Source organism: Thiovibrio frasassiensis (assembly GCF_029607905.1).
GTDB lineage: Bacteria > Desulfobacterota > Desulfobulbia > Desulfobulbales > Desulfurivibrionaceae > Thiovibrio > Thiovibrio frasassiensis.
The window spans coordinates 1,130,594-1,145,055 of record NZ_JAPHEH010000001.1; the positions used below are offsets into that span (position 1 = coordinate 1,130,594).

Here is a 14,462-nt window from a genome sequence, read left to right on the forward strand (position 1 = left end):
TTAATCCATCCATGGCAGCAGAATTTTCCATTCTTCTTGCTCTTCATGCCCTGAACCACGAGGGCCAGAATATCTTGGGAGAAGCCTGGGCGGATTTTCTTCTTGATCTGCGTCAGGCCCTTGCCATAAAAGGGAAAGAAGATCCTGCCAGCACCGAGGGTCTGCTGCTTTTTCATTTCTCCCAGCCGGATACCGTCGGGTTAGTGCTTCTGGAAAGCTTGTCCCGCTTAAAAAAGTTGTATGAGTGGAACGAGAACAGTGGTCCCCTGCCCCTGCAGATTGTTTTGCATCTTGAAAAAGATGGTGAACCGCCGGGTCCTGTGCACGACCCCACCGCCTCTTTCTGGGATGTTCTCCTGCGCGAACAGCCTTATGCAACCCTTCCCTTGAAACAGTATTGGGCTGAAGTTCCGTCCGGGACGAATTTGTTGTCCCACACCTTTGCCGCGGCTGAGAACGGCTTGTATACTCTTTCCTTGTCAATTCAGGAAAGTCCGCGGATTGAGCTCTTTCCGCACCGCGCCCTTCCCCTTGCCGGCCCTCTTGCTCCCTGTTTTTATTGCGGGATGACCACCCACAAGCCTGCGGACTGTCCGGGAAAAATGTTGACCATGGCCACCCAGGGACTCTCGGTGGCAGGGTATCTGCCGTTTGAGACATTGAGCGAACTGTTTGGCAAGGCCCTGTCGGTTCAGGCTAAGCTGGCCAACACAATGGCGGCCGGGCTCACCGTCTCTGAGATCCGGCAGAGCCCGATTCTTCAGGTGTATCTTGCCTATTTTGACCTCACTCTCATTTATCAGCCCAGATTTTTGTGGAATATTGCTTTTAACACCAGCTCCAAATGGGAAGAATTGACCAAGCCGGAGATGGTCTCGGTGGACAGCCACAGCCTGCATCTTGGCCTTGATTGTCTGCGGGTTGGCCAGCACGCCCAGGCCGAGGAACTTTTTGTTGAGGAAAGCAGAAGGCCTAAGGGCAAGCAGTTTTATGCCACCATCGGTCGTGCTTTTGTCGCGTTGGAGCTCGAGCGGGACAGCGATCTTGAGCATTTTCTGGAACATGCCGCGATCATCGCCAATTCCGACAAGGAAAAGATCTATATTTCCCTGTTGCAGTCGAGGTACTATGCCCTGCACGATGATCATTGGAAGGCAGGACATGCGCTGGATCGTGTTTTTGCAATACGCCGCGATCTTGCCGAAGGATTGTATCGGCAGGTTCAGCTTATGGTCCTCGGGGATATGGGGGATAAAGCCCTCCGCCAGCTTCGGGCCCTGGTTTCCGATCGGAAAGAGTACTTTTTGATCGCGCTTATGGATCCCCTTTTGCAGCCTGTTGTCGGCCCGGTTGAAGATCTCCTCTCGGTCCGTTTGCACGTCAAGTATCAGGAGGCCGAAGAAGCCCTGTTCAAGGCCCGGGCGGTCTGCCAGGATCTCCAGGCCTGGTTTGCCGGGGAGGCAAGCCCCTTGGCCCTTTTGGCCGATTTAGAGGGGCTTGAAAAGCAGTTTGCCCAAGGCAGTTATTACGACCTCCTTGAGGTGGCGCACAAGGGTCAGGCGTTGTTGCGTGCCTGCTATCGGCTGCAGGAAAACGCCCTAGATGCAATGAAGACGGATATCCTCGGAATGCTCGCTGCCTGGGAGGGGTTCCGGCGTTACTGGGAGACGTATCCCTACCAATCTTTTTTTCCTAATTTTCAGGAAATTCTCCAGGCGGCTCGGGCAAAGCTCAGCGAGATAGAAGCTCTTGCCCAGCAGAACATGCATGGTCAGCTCTATTTGACTATTCAGGAGGGGCTGGCGGTGGTGCGGGGGAGTTGCGATGCCTTGAAGCCACTCTCTGCGAGGATGGCCTGGGTGAGGATTTTCTGTGACGGTGCGAAGCTTTTTGGTCGGAAATTGCTCTTGACCGAGGTTATTTTGCTGACGGGCGGGGCGTTGTTTTTCCCCTTTCTCGCCTACATGCTTGCTGACAACTCCAGTGGCATGATCGGGCTGCTGACAAATTCGTGGCTTCAGAAACAGGCCCTGCTCATTATTACGCTGTTCGTCGCCCCGCTCATCGCACTGGGTCAGACGCTCTGGCAGATGATGGACATCTGATTGTTTGTTTTTCCTTTTCTTGTTCCCCCGGGCCGCGATTTTCCGCTGCAATTCCTTCAGTCCTTCATCTCCGCTGCAACAATCCCTTGGAAGTTTGTCTAAAAAATCCAGAGCTGATTAGAGCAAGACGACCAGAGCGATCCCGCCCCCGATGACAGCAAGGTTGCCGGAGGCAGAGATGGCATGGAGCTTGCGAAACAGGACTCGGCTTGGGTGATCAGTGGGGGTGGTTGCGAAGGAGGGGATTTCCTTTTTTAGCGCTGCTGCTTTTGGCTCAATCACGAAGGCCTGTACTGAGCTGATAGTAAGCATGACAGCGATGATGATTGCAGAAACAGTGCGTGCGCGGCTTTTGATGCCAGCAAGACAGATGAGCGCGACAACTCCGCAAGCTAAGCCCCACAGGAAATATCCTGGGAAAAGCACGCCAACAATGTCACCAGCCACATCTCTGTTGAAGGACTTAAAAAGGGTTGGAGTCAGGAGAAAGGTGAACAAGGATGCGCCGCCAAGCCAACACGCAATAGCCAGACGGTACACGATTGGGGGCATCTGTTTTAGCTTCATTTTGTCCTCCTCCAGGCAGAGAGTACATCCAAAGCGGTTTTGGTATGTGATTGGCAGGATTCGATACTTACAAGTAGGATGGGGATTGGAGACAATGGCAGCTGAACAAACACAGGGCCTGTGAACGTGTCATGAACCCCTTGGTATTTGGTGGTGCGCCCGAGAGGATTCGAACCTCTGACCTACGGCTTAGAAGGCCGGTTTTAAAATAAAATAACTTGCTGATTTTTCGTGATTTGATAAAATAAAAAATATTTATTGGGACACTCATGGGACACTAGACTTCAAAAACAAGGCTTTCCATTATGGCAGTTATCGAAAAAAGAGGACCCTACCAATGGCGGGTCAAAATTCGTAAAAAGGGTTGCCCCACCCAAACTATAACCAAGAAATCAAAAAAAGAAGCCGAGGCCTGGGCGCGTAAGGTTGAATCCGAAATAGAGCGCGGCGTTTTCATTTCTAGTAGCGCTGCAGAGCAAACCACAATTGCTGAGGTTCTCGACCGTTATGAAAGGGAAGTTTTTCCGCGTTTGGCCGATGGCGGGAAAAGAGAAAGCTTCCGCTTAACCCTCCTCAAAGCCCACTTTGGCCCCCTCTCTCTTGCTGCCCTGCGCAGTAACCATGTTGCGGCTTTTCGCGATCAGCGTCTCAAGCAAGTTTCTGCACAATCAGTAAAGCACGAGTTGGGCCTTCTCAATCGAACTCTGAAATTTGCCCAAATCGACTGCGGCATCCATATTCCGCACGGTCTGCCGACCACCCAAATCCGTATGCCCAAGTTGCCGGCCGGTCGGGATCGTCGGTTACGTGACAGCGAAGAACAGCGTCTCATTGAGGCGGCAATAGCCTGTAAAAGCAAGGAAATTGAAAACATCATCTTGTTTGCCCTGGAAACGGCAGCGCGGCGTAGCGAGATTGCCGCCATGCGATGGGAGCACGTTGATCTCAAAAGGCGAATATGGGTCATCCCTTTTTTAGAAACGAAAAAAAGTCCCAGGACAGTTCCTCTTTCTCCAAAGGCCAAGGAAATTTTAGAAAGCCTTCCCCGTCGGATCGATGGAAGCGTCTGGGGGATGGCAGAGGACAGCATCACCCAAGCCTTTGGCCGGATATGCCAGCGGGCGGGAATTGACGACCTGCGTTTTCATGATCTTCGTCACGAAGCGACCAGTCGCCTTTTCGAGAGGCCGGGATGGGGAATAATGGAGGTGGCTAGTGTCACCGGTCACAAAACCCTTACTATGCTGAAACGCTATACCCATCTACGCGCTGAGGATTTGGCGGTGAAGATGGGATAGCCATTTCCTTTTAGCCTCATTTTTTACACTTTACACCGCCCTTATCAGTTGTTATACTTGTTATACAAAAAGCATCGATAAGGAGGACGAAAATGCTTGCGGTAAGACTTGAACAGGAATTGGAAGCCGAGCTCACAAAGCTTGCCGTCGCAACTGGACGCAGCAAGAGCTACTATGTAAAAGAGGCGTTGACCTCTTATCTTCAGGATCATGCAGATTATCTGCTTGCTCTTGCTGCCTTGGAGCGGCAAGAGCCGCGCACCAGTCTTGCTGATGTGAGGAAAGAACTTGGCTTGGCGCGTTGAATTTCTTGAGAGCGCCAAACGGCAGCTAAAAAAGATCGACAGGGCTTGGCAAGAGAAGATATTGGATTATCTTGAGGATGAGATTGCCATATTGGACGATCCTCGCACACGGGGAAAAGCCTTGGTTGGCGACAAACGTGGCCTCTGGCGATATCGAGTAGGGAATTATCGGATAATCTGCGATATCCAAGATGGAGATTTTGTAATTGCGGCAATCACAATCGGGCACCGGAAAGACATTTATAGCTGACCAGCAGACCTTGGCGAAATTATTTTTTCAGGTGAATAATGATTGATATTCTTGGTTATATTAATTTTGGTTATTGGGTTTCATCTGTATTATTGTTGGGGTTCGTGATATTTTTATGGAAAAAAAAGAATGATATTTTAATTAATTACAATAGGAAGATGCCACCGCCTGTTCTTTTTAATATTGGCATCGGCATTGCCATCGTTTCTTTTCTTATTATTACAATCTCTTCTTTGCGAGTGGCGGTTGAAAAGAAAAACGAGGCTAATGAAGCGCAACAGATTGAAGTGAGAGAAAGGCTTTTTCGATAGAAAGGAGTAGATTATGGGCCAAGAAGTCATACTCCGCAATGCTGTCCGTGAATATCTTTGTTACCAACATGAAGGCGCGAAGCGGCTTCTGGAGTTGTTTGGGGTGGTTGAAGACGCTCTGCAAAAAGGGCCGCTATCTCGGGAGCAAATAATCAAGATTATTAACCAGGGCCTTGCCGAGTCCCCAGGCTTTAGTGATCCGCAAGACCTGGAGGCCGAAATCGCTGTGCAACTTATGCGATTTCAGCGAGCAACTGGAAGGAAGATTGAAAAGGTGAATTGCGTTCGGAAAGATTACGACACAGAGAGCTTCCCTTGTTGGGTGGCTGATATTGTATTTGCGGAAACTCAAAAGTAATCCGTGGTTATCCTCTCCCTTCTCTGCTTTTAAAATCTATGCCCCTTCCTTACAAGCTGAGCCGCAGGCGAGGCAGCGGAGCGTCAACAGGCTTTCCCCTGTCGGATTTTCTCCAGTTTCTTCCTCTGGCCTCCCCACAACCGCATGTCTCCCTTTTCAGGCACCGCCAAAAGCGGACTATGGCCGAAGCAATCAAGCGCGGTATGGCGCTGTCAAAGCTAACTTTCCCCCTTACTTCTCAGATGAAGACTTCGCAACCGCACGATAATGCTCGTTAAGCCGTTCGAAGTACTGCTCTCCCGTGATCTTGCCGGAGAGCCAATCTTCCTGAGAGGCGATAAGCTCAGGAGGACCATTCGGCGGCTCAATTCCTTCTAAAGCTGCACTTGCCAGGGCCTGTTTGTAAGCTTCTCTGAGAGTTTCCATGTCTTTTCTTCCGTGGCATCTTGGCGGTTATGTTTACTCACTACAATGTTTTCAATTAGGCGGCTCAGGATAAATTATCCGGCCAATCTCGCTTATGTCTCTATAGAAAATACCCTCTGTTCGAGTCAGATGATCAATCTCATTGGAAATCCCAGAGACAACCAGATCATCATTTAACTTTACACAACATTCGTAGTTGTGCCTAAAGGCAACTTTGGTAAAATTTACAGAACCGACAAAAGCTACTTCTTCATCTATTACATATAGCTTAGAATGTATGAAGAAATGTTTATCGTCTATTTTTTGATCATAGGGAGAAACAAATACTCCAAAATCAAATCTTGTGTCATATGTATAATTGAATATGCGTATTTGCTTGACTGAATTGAAAAAGAACAAAAATACTGGTGTAGTAGCAAAAGACCATAATAATTTATGGTGGTTTGTGTTGTAACCGACAACCCCAACAACAATTGAAGTAACAATCAATAGTGCAGAAAAGAGCATCCAGTCCTTTCTTCTTTTCTGGCTGTCGGTGTCTAGGTGTTGTTGTTGTGTAATAATTTTCTTATAAATTTCGCCGCGTTTTTCGACATTATTCGCCATGTCGCTCCCCGTCCGAAGCAACACCCGAACTCCTCTAGCAGTAGCGTCAAGCAACAAGTCAATATACTCAGGAGAAACATAGGGAGAAACCATCTTAATGGTTCTTTTGGCGGATTTAATACAATGATAAATATCGTCCCCTGCATTTTGCCCGATAAAAATATTATAATCACCCGTGTGGGTTGACAGCATACTCTCCCCTTTTTCTATTTTCCTTGTGTCTTGCCCAAGCTGCGACTCAAGGTCTGTTGGTGCTGTTTCAGCATCGTTTGGGCCGCTTCCCTAACCTTAGGTCTGACCGGTGCCAGCCGTACCATTTTTTGCGCCTGAAGAATGCCTTTTTCGATTCCGAGGGCCTGCTTTTCCAAAATCCGACGATTCTGTACCCGATCCAAAGCGCCCCTAGGCAATTCCCCGGAAATCGGATTTCGCAATTCCCTGTATCGCTCACCGAAATTCTCCACTTCTTTGGCCAGCCGGTCAAGGAATTTGTCAGTTTCCCTATCAATCGAAACCCCTTTCATCAATCTACTATGCTGACGCAGTACGTCAAGAGCAAGCTCCTTATCAGGCTTACTGGCCTCACTTTTCTTGATCGCTTCCCGCGCAAGGGCAATATCGCGGGCCGTGCGTTGTTCCAGGCCCGCAAGATATTTCTCTCGGCTTTTCAATTCTTGTCTGGAAAGATGGATAGCAGCAGCCTTGGGCTTCGGGTTGGTCAATTCGTTTATCAGTTCCCGATATTGCAATGCCTCTCTGCCTAGGCTGCGGACAGTGCTTTCAATTTGGGTTTGCAAGTCCGGCTCGGACTTTAAGAGCGCCCGCTTGATATTTCGTGTTTCACCCATAAGCATGGCGCGTTCTGGGCTTTTGGATTTGGTAATTTTCTTGATCTGCTCGTTAAGCCGTATGACGGTCTCAAGAATAGCCTCCCGATGCTTCAATGCGTTTACGTCCGGTGCTGCCTTTTCCATCTGGATTCTTAGCCAGTTTTCTTTCTGCCGTAGTTTTTTTATGCCAGTGTCGATTTCCGCGCGTATCGCCGCCGTGTCCTTCGGTCTATCCCGTTGCAAGGTCGCCACATGGTCAAGGCCAACCTCCCGAAGCGCTCGGGCGAAGTGGTCACGGATCACAAACAAGTCCGCAGGGTTAAGCTTGAATTTTTTTCCACCTTCCCGGTGGTGGTTTCTCACCAGGATGTGAACGTGCGGCTTGTCCGCATCCTGGTGCAGCCCTATCAGGTAATCGTATCCCTTCGCGCCAAAATGCTCCTGAGCAACCTCGCGGGCAGCGGCCAGGGTACGGCGCCGATTCCGTGGCGTATTGTCCGCACCGGCAGAAAAAACAATGTGCGTTACATCGCGGGGTGGGCGTTTGGTTCCCGGGTTGGCCCGTTCAAAGTCCTTAGCCCATTCCTCAAAAATCTTTTGAATATCCCCTTGCCCGCGATAGATAAAGCCACCATGATCTTCAAGTTCTATCTCCTGACTTGGGTCGATGTCCTTGCCGATGCGCCCAATGTATTCCATGAGCAAACGAGCCTGAGAGCCTCGTGCGAAAGAAACCACCTTAACAACGGCCTCAGGTCCGCCCTGGTGAGTCGCCTTTACGTAGTTCGGCGAGGACAGCCTGAGCCGCAAAGCCGCAGCAGCGCTGTTGTGACTTTTGCCTCCCCTCTTCGCGTGCGGGGCCTCCTGTTCGTGGTCCTCACGCGCTCTTTCTGAGGTCTTCAATCACTGCCTCCAAGAGTTGTCGTGCCTCCCAAAATTGTCGCCGCAAATCAAAATGGACTTGGGCTAGTTCCGAGGTGTCCAGCGTGTCATGCACATTGAAGAAATGGGCAAGTTGATTGAGATTGTTCCCGGCCCTGTGAAATTCAGCCCGCAAGGCCAGGAGGTCCACCCGAAGGCCCGCCGTGTCTTCAATCCGCTGGGCGTTGTCCTGCAAATATAACTTGAGGGCGCGGCGAATTACCTGGGCAGGTTTGACATTTTCCTGCTCGGCACGTTTCAGCAAAGGCCCGGCTAAATCGTTTAGCCGGATGCTCGGCGTGGCCGAATATCCTTTTTTTGTCTGTGCCATTTGTCTTGTCCTTTGGCCGGGTTCCCTTCAGGGAAGGCCAATCTTTTTCGGGTGCTGTCCCCCGAAAAAGCGGGAAAAAGCCGAAGGCGACACCTAATTGTGCCACAATTAGGGTATCCCGCCTTTTGAAAACAACGATCAAAAGCGTCGCTTTGAGACCACTTTTATCCTTTAGGGGGCTTTTCCTTGTGCTTTTTCAGATTGGCCAGACTGCTATAAGGCTATTTCAACCCGCTAGAAGGTCATTTCAACCCGCTAGAACCAAGTATCAACCCGCTAGAAGCCCAAAAGTCCCTGCTATACCAAAAACCAAACCGATGGGTTCATCTTGTTTGGCCTGTGCGTATATTTTAGAAATTTTCCTGGTAGGTATGCGCATCATTCCATGAAATCCATAACCATCTAGAATTATGATATTTTTTATTCACTTTTTCAGAATTTCCCTGGTAGGTATGCGCATCCCCGGAAGAGCTTGATTGCAAGAGGCTTTCCGGGGTCTGATTCCCTGCGGTTTTCCGGTTACAGGGGGGCATGAAAGGAGGAAAGCGCGAAGGAGAAGAATTTTCCTGTTTCTTTCCGTGATAAAATGTGATGCTCCAGGGGCCGAATCCGTCACCATGTTGGCATCATTTTTTGGGCGACTTTTTTTATGCCTCCAGTGGCAAATAAAAATACAACACCCGGAATCAGCCTTTAGGCCCGCTACCATGAATTTTTCGCAGACGGTTGGGGTCTTGCATGATTGGCACTCCTGGGGATACTGCTCAGGGAAAACGGGCTGGAACGGGACTTTTTTTTTCTTGGTGGTTGCCATATCAAAGATCCTCAAAAGTAATTGAACAGCACAACAACGACACAGCCTATTGCCAGCCACTTGATAAGGCGGTCAATGGATTCACGAAGAGGAAGCACGTTTTTTTCAATTACACTGCGCTGTTCTTCGCTAATTTCACATTTAGGCAGCCAGTGTGCTTGTATTGCCAATGCTGCCCTAAAGCCGCCGAGGCCGGCGCTCGTTGCGAGAACAATCATAACAAAGTCAAATAGCCCAGGGCGGCCTTGAGGAACGGGCACAACCGCTTTCCAAGCGGGGGGCAATAAGACGGCGATTGTTACGCCGACAGTTAATACAGCCATGCACAGGCCCGTCATCTTGTAATAGTTTCCGCGTGTCTGTTCCATGTCTACTCTCCCTTATAAATTCCTTTGAGTCGGCTATATGCCCGGCCAGCACCGCCCGGAAGACTTGAAAGGCCACGATCTGCTAAATTTCCAACAAATTTTCCGGCTGGCCTTATACCCCCCTTCATTCCTTGTCCCATTGCTCCAGCGACAAGCCCCATGCCTGCCGCGATCCCGGCGGTCGAGCCAGCTTGGCCACCGGAAAACATTGCCGCAAAATCTGGTGCTTTGAGGATAAGCGCGATGGAAACCAATGCCCAGAAAATGGCAAAGAAATAATCGCGGGTGAATATTTCCCGTGTTTCTTGGGCGGATGCTATCAAGCGCGCGAGGCTTTCGTTGAGGCCGAAAATGCAGATGGACATTACGATGGAAGCAAAAACGATGAGCAGGCCGTAGTTAAAGACTCCGCGCAGCCATGAGTAAAAGACAAACCGGGTTTGACTGAAGGCGGCAAAGAAAATACAGATGCCGCCCACCAGATAAAGAATATTCAGGCTGAAATATCCTATGACGATGATTGCCATAAATGCCCCATACAAAAAGGCATAGATGACCGTTAGAGTGATAACGGCAAACCACATCTTCACTTTGAGAAAATCGAGCATCCCGACGCTTGATTCAATGGCATTGGTTGCGCCGTTAAGCCTGGAAATCATTTCATCCAGAGCGTTGAAGACGCTAAAAGAATCTGTCGCGTGGTTCATGCCACCCGCAGCCAGAGCTTTTGTCGCAAAAAAATCCGCAAGACCCATAAAAAAGCCGGTGATGTGCGGAGTAAACCAACTGCTATACACATTTGATTCCAGGACGAAGCTATGTATAAAAACCACAAGAAGGATACTCACGATCGTTTGCTTCGTGGCTTCCTTGAACCAACCCACTGCAACCCCATATCCACCCAAGACGATGTACAGGGTAACAAAGACCCTTATGAACCCACCGAACGACTGCATAAGGGCAGGATAAACAGCGTTATGAAATTCTTGAAGCTGATCGCTCATCCTTGCAAAAAGTTCACCTGAAAAGCCCTTAAAGCTCTGCGTTGTCCCGGAATCGGCGTCGCTCTCCCCGCTCCAATCATCAGATGAAGCTGAATAACCTTCGTCAATGGCGAAGGCCGACGGCACATGTACAACCGCCACGGACAGGGAGAACAGAAGCATGAACAACAAGAAAATTCGCATTATTCCGCCCCCAATATTTTACGGAAATCCTTTCCGGTCAAATTTTGAGGGTCATATCCCTTTTTCCTTAAATCCCTTGCCGCCCACCCTTCCTGGTTTTTGCTTTTTTGTGAGTTTTCCCCAAAAATATTCTTTTTCGGTTTTTTCTCCGGCGGTGCAGGCTGGGGCGAATCTTTCTCCTGCGTGGTGGTTTGTCCCACAGCCATGGCCGGACCGTTGGAATACGCTGCTATCATTGCCACAATCGTCAATACGAAAATAAACTTGCGCATCATCTTCATTCCTCCGCATTCAATATTTTACGGAAATCCTTCCCTGTCATGTTCTGAGGGTCGTACCCCTTTTTTCTTAAATCCCTTGCTGCCCATCCCTCGGTTGATCCAGAGCCGCCGCTTTGCGTTTGCATCCGCTGTTGCATGGTTGCTTCACTTACCCCCTGGTAATTCATCAAGGCGTAGCTCTCCCCGATCTTGGCGGCTATGGCCGACATTTCCGCAAGCACCTTGAGGATTTCAGCCAGAAAACGGTTGCTCAAATCCTGGGCGTCCTTGATGTTCTCGGTCTGGTCTATCTGTTCAACCAGCCCTTCTATCGTTTTCAACCGTTGCGGCATGGTCCTTAATATTTCGTCGCTGGCCTCAATGTTGCCCCGCAAGGAGGCTTGTTTGACCTGATAAATCTGGTCAAGGTGCTTCAATTTTTCCGCGCTCTTTTTCAGGTCGCGCGGGTCCACCCAATGCGTGTCAAGAATCTTGCCCACAGCGTAAAAGCCGTCTTCCCCAACCTCAAGGCCCGCGTCGCCAACGGAAAGCCATTTTTTGGCTGATCCTTGAATGGTGGTGGGGGTTGCTTCCAGCTTTTTCCTGACCCGCTGCAAGTCGTCAACAAGCCCCTTGGCCCGGTTGTAATTGCCCATTACTGCCCGTTGCGTCTTGTCCGCCGTGGTTTTGATCCCGCCCAAGGTGTCAACCTGCTTTTGTGCTTCGGCAAGCTGCTTTTGCGCTTCGGCAATCTGCTTGACGTAATAGGTGTACGCCTGGACATCAGTTGTTGGCATTGCAGCCCACGCAGACGGCACAGGCAGGGCGAGGGCCACCACCAGGAGAGCGCTTATTGCCTTACACAAGATAGTTACTCGCCGCATTGCCGCCGCCCCCTGTGACTTTCCCAATAAAATTCGACCAATACCCCATGATTTTCACGGAGGCGGTCATATGCGGCACCCCCGAGATAGCTACCCATTTCTGTGGGAAGCAGGTTGGAGATTACGATGGTTGGCCGCATTGCCCGATATCGAGCATCGATCACTTGGAATAGTGTGATTTTTTCCGCCCCTGAGCCATATTGGCGACCGACTTCATCAAGAATCAGCAGGTCTACATCGGCGAACCGCTCGATAATTTCTGTTTCTTTCTCAGATGATTGGGGGTCCCATGTAGCCCGGACGCGCTGTATTACCTCCGCGACAGTGAGAAGGAGGGAGGAATACCCTTGTTGGCTTACTTGGCGCGCTATGGCGCATGCCAGATGGTTTTTGCCTGTCCCGACATTTCCTTGCAGCACCATGCACACGCCTTTTTCATGCATTTGTTTGAAGTCATCTGCATATTTTCTACAGGAGTATAGGGCGGCTTCTTGCTCAGGTAATTCCACGCTAAAGGTGTCGAAGGTGCAGTTCGCAAAGCGAGGAGGGATTAATGTGCGTTGCAAAAGGGTCTGCAGTTGCGTATCGCGGCGGCAAGCCGGGCAACCTATCGGCGTCACAGCAAGCCATTCCTGTTTCTCCTGGTTATATACCGACCGCAACCATGGGCCGTGACTAGGGCATTCTTCATAATACTTTTCTTCTGGTGGGTCAGGGGGTTCAGATGTATTTGATGACATTTTTTTCACTCCTTGCGCGTTGGTTCTTTTGGGGTAATTGATGTTTCTTTATGGTTATGCCCGCAGATTTTGCGGGGGCTCCCGCAGAATCTGCGGGGGTGGGGTGCACATTCTGCGGGGGGGTGCGCATATTTTGCGGGGGTGCAGAAACTGCGGGGGTGCATATTTTGCGGGGGTCGAAAATATAGAGAGTTGATCGGCCTGGTCTGTCTGTACGGGTAAGGATGCCTTCGTTTACAAGAGCGGCCAAGTGGCCTTGAATTGCGCGAGCGCACATCCTGCATTTTTGGACCAGGTGAGGATCTACCGATGGCCAGCACCGGCCATCATCATCCGCACAATCAGCCAACGCCAGAGCGACGAGTTTTTTGCCACTCGGAAGATTTGATGCCCAAACTGCTGTCATCAGCTTGATGCTCATTTTCGGCTATTTACTCCTGTGTGGAGGATTGGCGTTCATGTGCAATCGACTCCGCTTTAGTGGGCCTGCCACGTCGGCGGGGTATTGGTGGGCTGTCGCTGCCATCAAGGGTTGTGACCACCGCTGAAACCGGAAACATGATCCTGCTTCCGATCCGTCGCCAGGGGATGAGAAATCTGCCTGCGCGTACTTCTTTGCGGATGTAGCAGGTTGATAAATGGATCAGTGGGGCCAGTTCCTCCACCGATAAGGTGATCCGGTCGGGGTACATGGTGCGGATGATATCCATGGTGGTGGTCATCGTTGGCCTCTCATTCTCCGTTTTGCCCGTTTGTCTGGTTGATCCAGACCTCAAGGTCGTCCAAGTGTAGCCGGATCGCACGGCCAATGCGGACGACCCGAACAGGTGGCATAGGCCTGCGGCCAGCTAGAGCGCCACGCCACCACTGTTGAGACATTCCGGTCATGGCTGCCGCATCTTTGACTGATATAAGTTTCGCTTGTGGCATTAGCACACTCCTGTATAATGAGAACATAAGATATGTATCCTGGTAAGATAATATATACATTGATAATAATATGCAATGATAAAATTACTATATTTTCTAGTGGGGATAAATCGTGGATGCTGACAATATTCTCGACAGAATGATCGGGGCAATCGGCGGAAAAACTCAAGGAGACTTGGGCAAGATATTAGGGATTTCGCAGACGAGCATCTCTTTGGCAAAAAGGAAGGGCAAGGTTCCTCCTGAGTGGTTTCTGAAGCTTAGCACGGAAAAGAGGCTTAACCCCAACTGGCTTCTTACAGGGCAGGGGCTAATGCATATTCCAGAGCGGATAACAGTTGATGCCGATTTACTAAAAGACGTGATTATGGCTGTGGAGAGCTTTCTGGAACTGGCAAAGAATCATAATTTGGGGATGACCCAAGAAATAAAAGTGAAATGGATAGTGGCTTTTTATGAAGATTTTTTAGAAGAAAAAAATGCGGGCATTCAGCGGGAGAATATTGAAGAAGAAATCCATCATAAAATGGGGAGGATTTTGATATGAGCAGATTGAGCGAGATTGAATTAAACAAAGAAAAATATCAGTTTCATTTAGACCCCATGCTTCCTAAGACAGTCACATATTGTATTATTGCTTTATGGATACTGGTAATTGGTCAATGGATTTGGTTTTTTTGGGGGAAAAAAACACCATTTGATGTTTGGTTATTTGGTGTTTATATCTTCATTACTTTTCTCGTTGCGGGGTTGACATTGCTCCACTGGTACCGCCTCAAACATAACTATAATTTTACCAAGAACATTGCCAAAAGAGATTTTAGAAAGGCGCTTGCAAAGAAGACAATCGGAAAAGGTTAGGCGGAGAGAGATGAAAGCTTTGGGCTCCAGGCGGGACAGTGAAAAATAGAACAAAAAAACGCATTAAAGAACTTGTGATTTCCTTGGGACACATTTGGGACACTGAGTTG

21 protein-coding genes are annotated in these 14,462 nt (G+C 49.5%); 8 read left to right on the forward strand and 13 right to left on the reverse strand.

The features are described 5' to 3' along the window. Window positions 1-11: 11 nt before the first annotated feature. Window positions 12-2,105, forward strand: coding sequence for a hypothetical protein (locus OLX77_RS05345; RefSeq protein ID WP_307632561.1), 2,094 nt, complete (start codon window positions 12-14; stop codon window positions 2,103-2,105). Between the two features lie 117 nt (window positions 2,106-2,222). Here the strand turns inward: OLX77_RS05345 and OLX77_RS05350 are convergent, their stop codons facing one another. Beyond that, window positions 2,223-2,672, reverse strand: a complete 450-nt coding sequence (locus OLX77_RS05350) for a DUF4149 domain-containing protein (RefSeq protein ID WP_307632562.1) — start codon at window positions 2,670-2,672, stop codon at window positions 2,223-2,225. A 305-nt stretch (window positions 2,673-2,977) separates the two neighbouring features. Here OLX77_RS05350 and OLX77_RS05355 point away from each other — a divergent pair, with 305 nt between their 5' ends. The 5 genes from OLX77_RS05355 to OLX77_RS05375 all read left to right on the forward strand — a co-directional run bounded on the left by OLX77_RS05355 (window position 2,978) and on the right by OLX77_RS05375 (window position 5,194). After that, window positions 2,978-3,970, forward strand: coding sequence for an integrase (locus tag OLX77_RS05355; protein ID WP_307632563.1), 993 nt, complete (start codon window positions 2,978-2,980; stop codon window positions 3,968-3,970). 92 nt (window positions 3,971-4,062) lie between these two features. After that, window positions 4,063-4,275: a type II toxin-antitoxin system RelB family antitoxin gene (gene relB / locus OLX77_RS05360; RefSeq protein WP_307632564.1), complete on the forward strand. Its 213-nt coding sequence runs from the start codon at window positions 4,063-4,065 to the stop codon at window positions 4,273-4,275. After that, on the forward strand, window positions 4,259-4,525 hold the full coding sequence (locus tag OLX77_RS05365) for a type II toxin-antitoxin system RelE family toxin (protein ID WP_307632565.1): 267 nt from the start codon (window positions 4,259-4,261) through the stop codon (window positions 4,523-4,525). The genes relB and OLX77_RS05365 overlap by 17 nt, the downstream gene beginning before the upstream one ends. 38 nt (window positions 4,526-4,563) lie before the next feature. Next, window positions 4,564-4,836, forward strand: a complete 273-nt coding sequence (locus tag OLX77_RS05370; protein ID WP_307632566.1) for a hypothetical protein — start codon at window positions 4,564-4,566, stop codon at window positions 4,834-4,836. Between the two features lie 13 nt (window positions 4,837-4,849). Then, complete coding sequence (locus OLX77_RS05375; RefSeq protein WP_307632567.1) at window positions 4,850-5,194, forward strand: hypothetical protein; 345 nt, start codon at window positions 4,850-4,852, stop codon at window positions 5,192-5,194. Window positions 5,195-5,425: 231 nt separating this feature from the next. Here OLX77_RS05375 and OLX77_RS05380 read toward each other — a convergent pair whose 3' ends face one another. From OLX77_RS05380 to OLX77_RS13255, 12 genes are all read right to left on the reverse strand, one after another. Further along, window positions 5,426-5,620 carry an antitoxin VbhA family protein gene (locus OLX77_RS05380; RefSeq protein ID WP_307632568.1) on the reverse strand — a complete coding sequence of 65 codons (195 nt, stop codon included), beginning with the start codon at window positions 5,618-5,620 and terminating at the stop codon, window positions 5,426-5,428. Window positions 5,621-5,671: 51 nt separating this feature from the next. Next, on the reverse strand, window positions 5,672-6,418 hold the full coding sequence (locus OLX77_RS05385) for a phospholipase D-like domain-containing protein (RefSeq protein ID WP_307632569.1): 747 nt from the start codon (window positions 6,416-6,418) through the stop codon (window positions 5,672-5,674). 14 nt (window positions 6,419-6,432) lie between these two features. Continuing rightward, window positions 6,433-7,959 carry a relaxase/mobilization nuclease domain-containing protein gene (locus OLX77_RS05390; protein WP_307632570.1) on the reverse strand — a complete coding sequence of 509 codons (1,527 nt, stop codon included), beginning with the start codon at window positions 7,957-7,959 and terminating at the stop codon, window positions 6,433-6,435. Continuing rightward, window positions 7,934-8,308: a plasmid mobilization relaxosome protein MobC gene (mobC, locus tag OLX77_RS05395; protein WP_307632571.1), complete on the reverse strand. Its 375-nt coding sequence runs from the start codon at window positions 8,306-8,308 to the stop codon at window positions 7,934-7,936. The genes OLX77_RS05390 and mobC overlap by 26 nt, the downstream gene beginning before the upstream one ends. An 825-nt stretch (window positions 8,309-9,133) precedes the next feature. Continuing rightward, window positions 9,134-9,490: a hypothetical protein gene (locus OLX77_RS05400; RefSeq protein ID WP_307632572.1), complete on the reverse strand. Its 357-nt coding sequence runs from the start codon at window positions 9,488-9,490 to the stop codon at window positions 9,134-9,136. 2 nt (window positions 9,491-9,492) lie between these two features. Next, window positions 9,493-10,677, reverse strand: a complete 1,185-nt coding sequence (locus OLX77_RS05405) for a TrbL/VirB6 family protein (protein WP_307632573.1) — start codon at window positions 10,675-10,677, stop codon at window positions 9,493-9,495. Next, window positions 10,677-10,952, reverse strand: a complete 276-nt coding sequence (locus OLX77_RS05410) for a hypothetical protein (protein WP_307632574.1) — start codon at window positions 10,950-10,952, stop codon at window positions 10,677-10,679. Before OLX77_RS05410 ends, OLX77_RS05405 begins: the two co-directional genes overlap by 1 nt. Window positions 10,953-10,954: 2 nt before the next feature. Beyond that, the gene (locus OLX77_RS05415) at window positions 10,955-11,734 is read right to left on the reverse strand and encodes a type IV secretion system protein (protein WP_307632575.1); all 780 of its coding nucleotides are present in this window, start codon (window positions 11,732-11,734) and stop codon (window positions 10,955-10,957) included. Window positions 11,735-11,808: 74 nt separating this feature from the next. After that, window positions 11,809-12,561 carry an ATP-binding protein gene (locus OLX77_RS05420; RefSeq protein ID WP_307632576.1) on the reverse strand — a complete coding sequence of 251 codons (753 nt, stop codon included), beginning with the start codon at window positions 12,559-12,561 and terminating at the stop codon, window positions 11,809-11,811. Then, window positions 12,542-12,982, reverse strand: a complete 441-nt coding sequence (locus OLX77_RS13250) for a helix-turn-helix domain-containing protein (protein ID WP_371877459.1) — start codon at window positions 12,980-12,982, stop codon at window positions 12,542-12,544. The genes OLX77_RS05420 and OLX77_RS13250 overlap by 20 nt, the downstream gene beginning before the upstream one ends. 10 nt (window positions 12,983-12,992) lie before the next feature. Next, entirely contained in the window at window positions 12,993-13,283 is a 291-nt protein-coding gene (locus OLX77_RS05425; RefSeq protein ID WP_307632577.1) for a hypothetical protein, read from the reverse strand. A gap of 10 nt (window positions 13,284-13,293) precedes the next feature. Continuing rightward, window positions 13,294-13,551: a helix-turn-helix domain-containing protein gene (locus OLX77_RS13255; RefSeq protein WP_371877460.1), complete on the reverse strand. Its 258-nt coding sequence runs from the start codon at window positions 13,549-13,551 to the stop codon at window positions 13,294-13,296. A 52-nt stretch (window positions 13,552-13,603) separates the two neighbouring features. Here OLX77_RS13255 and OLX77_RS05430 point away from each other — a divergent pair, with 52 nt between their 5' ends. Together OLX77_RS05430 and OLX77_RS05435 are read left to right on the forward strand one after the other, a co-directional pair. Beyond that, window positions 13,604-14,038 (forward strand): helix-turn-helix domain-containing protein, encoded by a 435-nt coding sequence (locus OLX77_RS05430; RefSeq protein ID WP_307632578.1) that lies wholly within the window; start codon window positions 13,604-13,606, stop codon window positions 14,036-14,038. After that, window positions 14,035-14,352, forward strand: coding sequence for a hypothetical protein (locus tag OLX77_RS05435; protein ID WP_307632579.1), 318 nt, complete (start codon window positions 14,035-14,037; stop codon window positions 14,350-14,352). The genes OLX77_RS05430 and OLX77_RS05435 overlap by 4 nt, the downstream gene beginning before the upstream one ends. The last annotated feature ends 110 nt before the right edge of the window (window positions 14,353-14,462 follow it).